Source organism: Maritalea sp. S77 (genome assembly GCF_049801075.1).
In the GTDB taxonomy this organism is placed as follows: Bacteria; Pseudomonadota; Alphaproteobacteria; order Rhizobiales; family Devosiaceae; genus Maritalea.
The window spans coordinates 617,984-625,493 of the sequence record NZ_JBNAGG010000002.1 but is presented as its reverse complement, the minus strand read 5'-3'; the positions used below and the strand labels follow the sequence as shown (position 1 = coordinate 625,493).

7 protein-coding genes and 1 tRNA gene are annotated in these 7,510 nt (G+C 51.8%); 3 read left to right on the top strand and 5 right to left on the bottom strand.

What is annotated here, in order from left to right; genetic code table 11:
* Window positions 1-78: 78 nt before the first annotated feature.
* Window positions 79-154, bottom strand: a tRNA-Thr gene (locus ACP15Y_RS10830).
* 173 nt (window positions 155-327) lie between these two features.
* On the opposite strand from ACP15Y_RS10830, the gene ACP15Y_RS10825 reads away from it, so the two are divergent.
* Window positions 328-1,104: an NAD kinase gene (locus ACP15Y_RS10825; RefSeq protein ID WP_424983079.1), complete on the top strand. Its 777-nt coding sequence runs from the start codon at window positions 328-330 to the stop codon at window positions 1,102-1,104.
* Window positions 1,105-1,114: 10 nt separating this feature from the next.
* Here ACP15Y_RS10825 and ACP15Y_RS10820 read toward each other — a convergent pair whose 3' ends face one another.
* From ACP15Y_RS10820 to ACP15Y_RS10810, 3 genes are all read right to left on the bottom strand, one after another.
* Window positions 1,115-2,323 carry a DUF2336 domain-containing protein gene (locus ACP15Y_RS10820; protein ID WP_424983078.1) on the bottom strand — a complete coding sequence of 403 codons (1,209 nt, stop codon included), beginning with the start codon at window positions 2,321-2,323 and terminating at the stop codon, window positions 1,115-1,117.
* Window positions 2,324-2,416: 93 nt separating this feature from the next.
* Entirely contained in the window at window positions 2,417-3,238 is an 822-nt protein-coding gene (locus ACP15Y_RS10815) for a lytic transglycosylase domain-containing protein (protein WP_424983077.1), read from the bottom strand.
* Between the two features lie 65 nt (window positions 3,239-3,303).
* Window positions 3,304-3,882: a nitroreductase family protein gene (locus tag ACP15Y_RS10810; protein ID WP_424983076.1), complete on the bottom strand. Its 579-nt coding sequence runs from the start codon at window positions 3,880-3,882 to the stop codon at window positions 3,304-3,306.
* A 116-nt stretch (window positions 3,883-3,998) separates the two neighbouring features.
* Here ACP15Y_RS10810 and ACP15Y_RS10805 point away from each other — a divergent pair, with 116 nt between their 5' ends.
* Both ACP15Y_RS10805 and ACP15Y_RS10800 read left to right on the top strand, forming a co-directional pair.
* Entirely contained in the window at window positions 3,999-4,967 is a 969-nt protein-coding gene (locus tag ACP15Y_RS10805; protein WP_424983075.1) for a hypothetical protein, read from the top strand.
* A gap of 57 nt (window positions 4,968-5,024) precedes the next feature.
* The gene (locus ACP15Y_RS10800; protein WP_424983074.1) at window positions 5,025-5,534 is read left to right on the top strand and encodes a hypothetical protein; all 510 of its coding nucleotides are present in this window, start codon (window positions 5,025-5,027) and stop codon (window positions 5,532-5,534) included.
* 1 nt (window position 5,535) lies between these two features.
* Here the strand turns inward: ACP15Y_RS10800 and thrS are convergent, their stop codons facing one another.
* Entirely contained in the window at window positions 5,536-7,494 is a 1,959-nt protein-coding gene (thrS, locus tag ACP15Y_RS10795; RefSeq protein ID WP_424983073.1) for a threonine--tRNA ligase, read from the bottom strand.
* Window positions 7,495-7,510 lie beyond the last annotated feature (16 nt).

The following is a 7,510-nucleotide window of genomic DNA, read 5'->3' as shown; positions in this document are numbered from 1 at the left end:
GACTTTTTTCAGTCGGACGTTCACGTTTGTTCTTTTGGGGAAATGTGGCTCAAAGCCTTGATTTTCCTAGAGGAAAAATGGTGCCGGTTGAGAGACTTGAACTCCCGACCCACTGATTACAAATCAGTTGCTCTACCAACTGAGCTAAACCGGCTCCGAGGCGCTTGCTATCACCCTAATTTAATTTGCGCAAGACTGATTTTCCAAAAATTTTTCGAAAAATCCAAGCTCTTGGAGAAACTATGTGTTTTTCACCGAATTAGACTTCCACTTCCGCCCCTGAGTATGCAATCAATAGAGCCATCAGCATCGACAAGGGTTGCGGTCGTGTCTCAGGCGAAATTTGAAAAAATCTGCTTTATTTCCAATGGTTCCGACCAGTCCAAAGCGGCATTGCAGGAGCTGGTGGTGCTCTATGGCAATTGCGAATTTGAAGATGCGGACATCATCGTGCCCTTGGGCGGCGACGGGTTGATGCTAGAAACATTGCACCGCGTGATGGACCGAGGCATCCCAGTTTATGGCATGAATTTCGGCTCCATCGGCTTTTTGATGAATGAATTTCGCACGGAAAATTTGCGCGAACGTCTACAAGCCGCAGAACAAAGTGATATCCACCCTTTGCGCATGAAGGTCACAACCAAAGCAGGTGAAACCCACGAAGCACTGGCGCTGAATGAAGTGTCTTTGCTGCGTGCATCTTATCAGGCGGCTAAATTGCAAATCTTGATCGATGGCAAGTCTCGCCTAGACGAGTTGGTGTGTGACGGCATATTGGTGGCCACCCCAGCAGGGTCAACAGCGTACAACCTTTCTGCACATGGGCCGATTTTGCCCATCGATTCGCCTCTGCTGGCCCTCACCCCAATTTCGCCCTTCCGGCCGCGGCGCTGGCGCGGGGCAATTTTGCCCAATAAAGCGGAAGTGACACTGATTCCACGCGAAGTGGACAAACGCCCAGTCAATGCGGTGGCAGACAGCAAGCCATTCAAGAAGATCACACGTGTCTCCATCAAAGAAGACCGCACGCACAAAGTGAGCTTACTTTTCGATCCGGGCCATAGCCTAGACGAACGCGTCCTCAATGAACAATTTGGCTATTAGAATTAGTTTGCTAAGCCGCTGGCAGCGCTAAGGCTTCACCGCGCAACTGCGTCACCGCCATGCGCGCTTCATTCGGTGCCCGATCGCAGAATGTAGCCATCACGCCCCGCGCCGCATTGCGCGCCAATGTCACGTTCAATTCGTTGAGATAAGCAAAAATCGCTTCCAACGTCTCAGGCACATCGCCCTCATGCTCATCAATCAAAGCCGTGATCAATTGTGACACCACAAAATGGCGCGCCGCTTGATCTTCAGCCAAGTGGTGATGACGAGAAACGGTCACCAAGCGACACATCAAGTTGCTTAACGGTGCATCAAACCCACATTTGAGGAACAAAGCATACATGCCCCGGCGAGAGCCTTTATCCAAGATGCCGCTCACTTTGCGATACGGCACGCGGGCCAATTGCCCCACACAGGCATCAAAGAAAATATGGCGGCCAAACAAATATGATTGAATCAGCAAGCGCGGGGTCAAACGCCCGCTCTCGATCAATGCTTCAATATAGGCATGGTTGCTTTGATCAGCGATGTCATCGCCAATATGGGTCGTTGCATCATCGACAAGATCCCGCATAATCCGCTTTAAGCGCGCAGGCTGTATCGCGCCTTTCACATAGCGCATCTCTGCCAGGTCGGCCGCGATTTGCTCGGTCAGCAAATATCGTCCAGCCGCTGGCAGGCTCGTCTTGTCCAGCAATGCGCCGCGCACGTCCGCATCGTCCGTCCAACGGTCACAAAGTTCCAACAAGCTACTTTCAGACAAGCGCTCAGCATTATGTTCAATCAAACGCAAATCAACCGCGCGGTTTTGCTTGGCCAATAACGCGACCACCAGTTTGGGCGAAAGCGTTTGTCGGCCCGCAATTGAAAGCAAAACAGGTTCATCCCCTGCCTTGATCAACACATTGAGATCAGCTTCCTGCAAAACAGGAGAATATTGTACAACTGCCGTTGCGATAACGGGATCATCTTGCGCAAGGGCAAACATCACAGGTCGTGGCGCATAGGCAGAGCGCAAAAGCTCATAGGCCAATGCTGCCCGCACTTTCACACTCGTATCGTCGAGAAAGCTCAACACCGCCGCATAAAGTGCCGCGTGCTCATCTGCCGGCCCATCATGGTCGAGATAGGCGCGCGCCGCGATACGCGCTGCCTGCCCACGATCTTCGGCATGGGGAGACTGAGAAAGATCAAGATAATCTTGATAACCAAGCACGCAAATTACCCTTTTACTCACAAACTAGCCCATAGATTAGCGTGCAAGAATTAAAGAAGCGTTCACCATAAATGTGGCGGTGCGGCTTTTGAGTTATTTCTTATAAAGAGAACTGAAAAAGCTTTGTTTTTCAGTACCTTTGCTAGACTCGTCAGGTGCGTAGCTGGTGGATGGCACGCCGGTGGGACGATAAAGAGATTCAAATGGATTGACCAAACTCGCTGGTTGGCGCACCGCAAAAGGCCCTTTGCTATCCAGCGCCATCTGCTGCGCCGCAAACTGGGTAGCCGCCGCTTGATCTGAGTTTTCAGGCGCGTGATGGCGCACCAAAACCTGATAAACTTCCTTGATCGTGCGCGGTTGATCGCCCTTGTAAAAAATGGGTCGGTTCGCACGGGCTTGTGGGCCAAAATGCTCTGCCGCAATCGCATTGGGCTGTTCTAGTCCCAGACTAAACAGCTTCTCCGCCCCGCCTGCACCAAGAAAATGCGCTATATAAAGTTCGCCCGGACTCGGCATACGGCCAAATTTGTCTTTCAAATATTCGCCGTTGCGCCTTGTGAACGCCGCTGCCAAATCTGCCGCCAATGCCGGATCTTCGCGCAACGCCAAAATGCCCGCCTTCTCCTGCGGGTTGATCACTTCATAGCCACGGTCTGTGCGGGTAATCTTGTTGGCCAAGTCTCCATAGCCGAGCTTGCTGCCCTCTTCCTTAATCACCTCAAGCCAGGTGCCCTCCAAAAACTGGAACAGCCCCACCGCTGAGGAAGTGGCAGCCTTAGCTTCTGGATCAAGGGAGCTTTCGCGCATGGCCGTTTGCAACAAATAGCCAAAATCCACGCCATTCTTATCCCCTGCACGCGTCAGGGCACGCGTCAGTTCTGGCGGCAAGCTATTTGGATCAATGGTGGGCACGTTAGACCCCGCAAATTATTGGTTTATCGGGTATAATAATAGCAAACTTTGCATAGTTTGCCCAATTATTCGTGCCAATAGCTCACCACATCACGAAGATTTGGTCGATCACGCTCCTGCGGGGCAACTTCAGCTGTGCCCATATGCACGAAGCCAACAAATTGTTCGCCATCTTCCGCACCTAACATTGCGGCAGCATCTGCATCGAAGCTGAACCAACGGGTCACCCAATGCGCGGCATAACCGTGCGCATGCGCAGCATGAACCAGATTAAAGCACACACAACCGGCAGACAGCATCTGTTCCAGCTCCGGCACTTTGGGATGAGCTTGCGGCTTTGCCAAAACGCCGATAGTTACGGGTGCCGGTAAAAAGCGCTTGCGCTCTACCTCGAGAACTTCATCATCCGCTTCCGGGTGCTTCTCTTTCCAAATCTGCGCCAGCTTGTCGCCAATGGCTTCCCGCATCGCACCTTGATACACCACCGTGCGCCACGGCGCGATTTTGCCATGATCTGGCACCCTGATGCCAATTTCCATGATTTGATCAAGCTCAGCCACGGTTGGCCCAGGCGTGGTCAAAAAGGGCCCGGTAACAGATCGGCGTGTTTTCAAATACTCAATCAGCGCGTCTTGATGCGGCATCAGCAATTCCTTCTGATCTGGACTTTTTATAAACCAATTGCACTTATGTCATAGCTGATGCACATTCTGAATATGCATTGCCAAATTTTGAACCAAATCTAAGCTAAAGTGCACTTATGGTCATCACAAAACGCCGCTCCGCTCCATTGGCAGCATCCCTTTTTCTTGCTTTGGGCCTTTTGGGCCAAAGCGTAGCAGCCTTTGCGCAGGAAGTGGCTCCCGTGCCGCCGCCACGGCCCGCAGGATTGGAAGGCGCGACCGAAGCACCATCGCAAACGACCACCCCGCAAACACCAACACCGACAGTGGAAAACACGCCAAAGCCCGGCAAACCCCAGCCAGTGACCATTTCCGCGAAAGTAGCGGAAGATGGGGAAATTATCCCCCAAGGCATTGTGTGGCGCGTGTTCAGCACCACGCCAAATGAACAAGGTGAGCTGGAACTGTTGGATAAATCCGAGGCGACCCCGGCAATTTTCAGCCTATCACCCGGCCAATATGTGGTGCATGCGGCCTATGGCTTGGCGCAAGCATCTGACACGGTCACGGTGGAACCCGGCCCGAATCAACTGGACATCATTTTGGATGTCGGCGGTCTAAAACTGGGCGCAGCCATTTCTGGCGACATCAACATTCCAGACCGTTTTATCCGCTTTAATGTGAACACCCGCGATGCGGAAGGACAATCTGTTCTCGTGGCACGCGCTGTGCAACCGGGACAATTGCTACACCTCAATTCCGGCACCTATTCGATCACTTCCTATTTCGGCAACGTCAACGCGACCGCCAAGGCGGATTTGCAAGTTAAACCGGGACAATTGACCGAAGCGACGCTTTATCACCGAGCCGCGCAAGTCACCTTTAAACTCGTCTCAGAGCCCGGCGGAGAAGCCATTGCCGACACCAGCTGGATCGTGAAAAACCTTTCCGGCGAAACGATTTACGAAGAAGCCACCGCTTTCCCAGCAACGGTGCTGGCGCAAGGCGAATATATATTGCTGGCCCGCCTGGGCGACCGTGTGTTCAACCGAGAATTTGAGGTTTTGCCCGGCCTGCCACGTGAAATTGAAATCATCACACAGTGATTCAACTAATCTGACTGCCCGCATTGCGCGTAGATAGCCCAAACAATGGAGTTATCTATGCGCAAGATCTTTTTGATTATGGCAACCTTTTTCTCTTTCGCCGCTGCCAGCACTGCAACTGTGGCCCAGCAATTTCCGAACCTCGACACAAAGGATTTGAACGGAAGAGAGCTCAGTCTCCCGACAGACTTTAACGCCAATCGCGCCCTTTTGCTCATCGCGTTTGAGCAAGAGCAGCAACCCCAAATCAACACTTGGCTGCCCTTTGCAGAGAAGTTGGAAAATGCAGGCCAAGCAAAGTTTTATGAATTGCCCGTTCTGCCCTCAGCCTTGCGCTTGATGGGCGGGATGATTGAAAATGGTATGCGTTCAGGCATTCCATCGCAAGCAACACGCGCGAAAACCCTGACGCTTTACACCAATGTAACGCGCTTTCGCAAAAATCTCGGGCTGGGTGGAAAAAACCAAATTTATGCCGTGGTGATTGATCGGCAAGGCCGCGTTCTAGCGGTGCAAAGCGGCGCATATTCATCAGCCAAAGCCAAGCAAATACGCGCCGCTCTATAATCTATTTCAAGTCAGGAGGTGTGGCTTCCGCCGCCAAAGCAGCAACCGCTTCTTCGACGCTCACCACCTTCTGGCCTTTTTCGCCAAGGCGACGAACTGAAACGGTGCCTTCTTCCGCTTCACGCTCACCCAGCACCAAAATTGCTGGCACTTTTTGGGTTGAATGCTCACGCACCTTATAGTTGATCTTTTCGTTGCGGAAATCAGTCTCAACCCGTAGGCCAGCCGCTTTCAGCTTCTCAACCACTTTCATGGCTGCAGGATCAACATCAGAAATAATGGTCGCGACCACAACTTGTGTAGGTGCCAACCACATGGGCATACGGCCCGCATGGTTTTCAATCAAAATGCCGATAAAGCGCTCCAAAGTGCCCAACACAGCGCGGTGCAACATAACTGGGCGTTGGCGCGAACCATCTTCTGCGATGTAAGACGCGTCCAAACGTTCCGGCAACACAAAGTCGAGCTGCAAGGTGCCACACTGCCATGAACGGCCAATGGCATCTTTCAAATGGAACTCAAGCTTCGGGCCATAAAATGCGCCCTCGCCTTCGGCAATTTCAAACTCACGGCCAGTTGCCCGCAAGGCATCGCCCAAGCCTTTTTCTGCCTGATCCCAAGTCTCGTCGCTACCTGCCCGCATATCAGGACGTGTCGCCAACAAGATTTTGACCTCGGTAAAGCCCAAATCCTGATAAACAGAATCAAGCAATGCGCAGAAAGCCTCAGTTTCTGAGGTGATCTGATCTTCACGACAGAACACGTGGCCATCATCCTGGGTCATTTGACGTACGCGCATCAAACCATGCAATGCACCATGCGCTTCGTTCCGGTGGCAACAGCCAAACTCGGCAAAGCGCAATGGCAAATCGCGATAGGATTTAATGCCCTGATTGAACACCTGAATATGCGCTGGGCAATTCATCGGCTTCAACGCCATCAATTTGGAATCAGGTGCCACATCCAACTGCTCAGCATCAGAGGCAAATTCCAAATCCGGCACCACAAACATGTCCTCACGGAACTTGCTCCAGTGGCCGGATTTTTCCCACAATTTGCTGTCCATCAGCTGCGGGGTTTTGATCTCTTTATAACCAGCAGCATTCACCTTGCGGCGAATATAGCTTTCCATTTGATTATAGATGTTGAAGCCTTTTGGATGCCAGAATACAGAACCCTGCGCCTCTTCCTGCAAATGGAAAAGGTCAAGCTCTTTACCCAATTTGCGGTGATCGCGCTTTTCAGCTTCTTCGATCATGTGCAAATAGGCTTTAAGCTGCTTTGGGTTGACCCAAGCAGTGCCATAAATGCGCGATAGCATTTTGTTGTTGCTGTCGCCGCGCCAGTAGGCACCTGCTACCTTGGTCAGTTTAAACGCCACACCAACATCTTTGGTGCTGCGCATATGCGGACCGCGGCACAAGTCAAACCATTGACCCTGCTTATAAATTTTCAGGTCTTCATCACCGGGAATGGCGTCGATCAATTCAACTTTATAGTCTTCGCCTTTGGCCGCAAAAACGCGCTTGGCTTCCTCGCGATCCCAAACTTCCTTGGTGAACACCGCACCACGCTCAATAATTTGAGCCATTTTCTTCTCAATGGCTTCAAAATCTTGCTCGGTAAAATGCTGATCACGCGCAAAGTCGTAATAAAAGCCATTCTCGATCACTGGACCGATGGTCACTTGAGTGTCCGGCCAAAGCTCTTGCACGGCCTCAGCCAACACGTGAGCACAATCGTGGCGGATCAATTCCAGCGCAGCTTCATCGTCGCGTTGCACAAATTCAATTGCGCAATCCTCATTCAATGGATCGGACAAATCAGCCAACTCGCCATTGATCCGCATCGCAACGGTTTTCTTCGCCAATGACTTAGAAATGGAGTCTACGATGGTGGTGCCGGTGGTACCCCGAGTATACTCTCGAACTGCACCATCAGGAAACGACACATTGACCATGATCTTTCTCCATTTC

Bases quoted from the DNA above. Each gene is read 5' to 3' on its own strand.
- thrS (WP_424983073.1), bottom strand. From the start codon at position 7,494: ATGGTCAATGTGTCGTTTCCTGATGGTGCAGTTCGAGAGTATACTCGG.
- ACP15Y_RS10800 (WP_424983074.1), top strand. From the start codon at position 5,025: ATGCGCAAGATCTTTTTGATTATGGCAACCTTTTTCTCTTTCGCCGCT.
- ACP15Y_RS10810 (WP_424983076.1), bottom strand. From the start codon at position 3,882: ATGCCGCATCAAGACGCGCTGATTGAGTATTTGAAAACACGCCGATCT.
- ACP15Y_RS10805 (WP_424983075.1), top strand. From the start codon at position 3,999: ATGGTCATCACAAAACGCCGCTCCGCTCCATTGGCAGCATCCCTTTTT.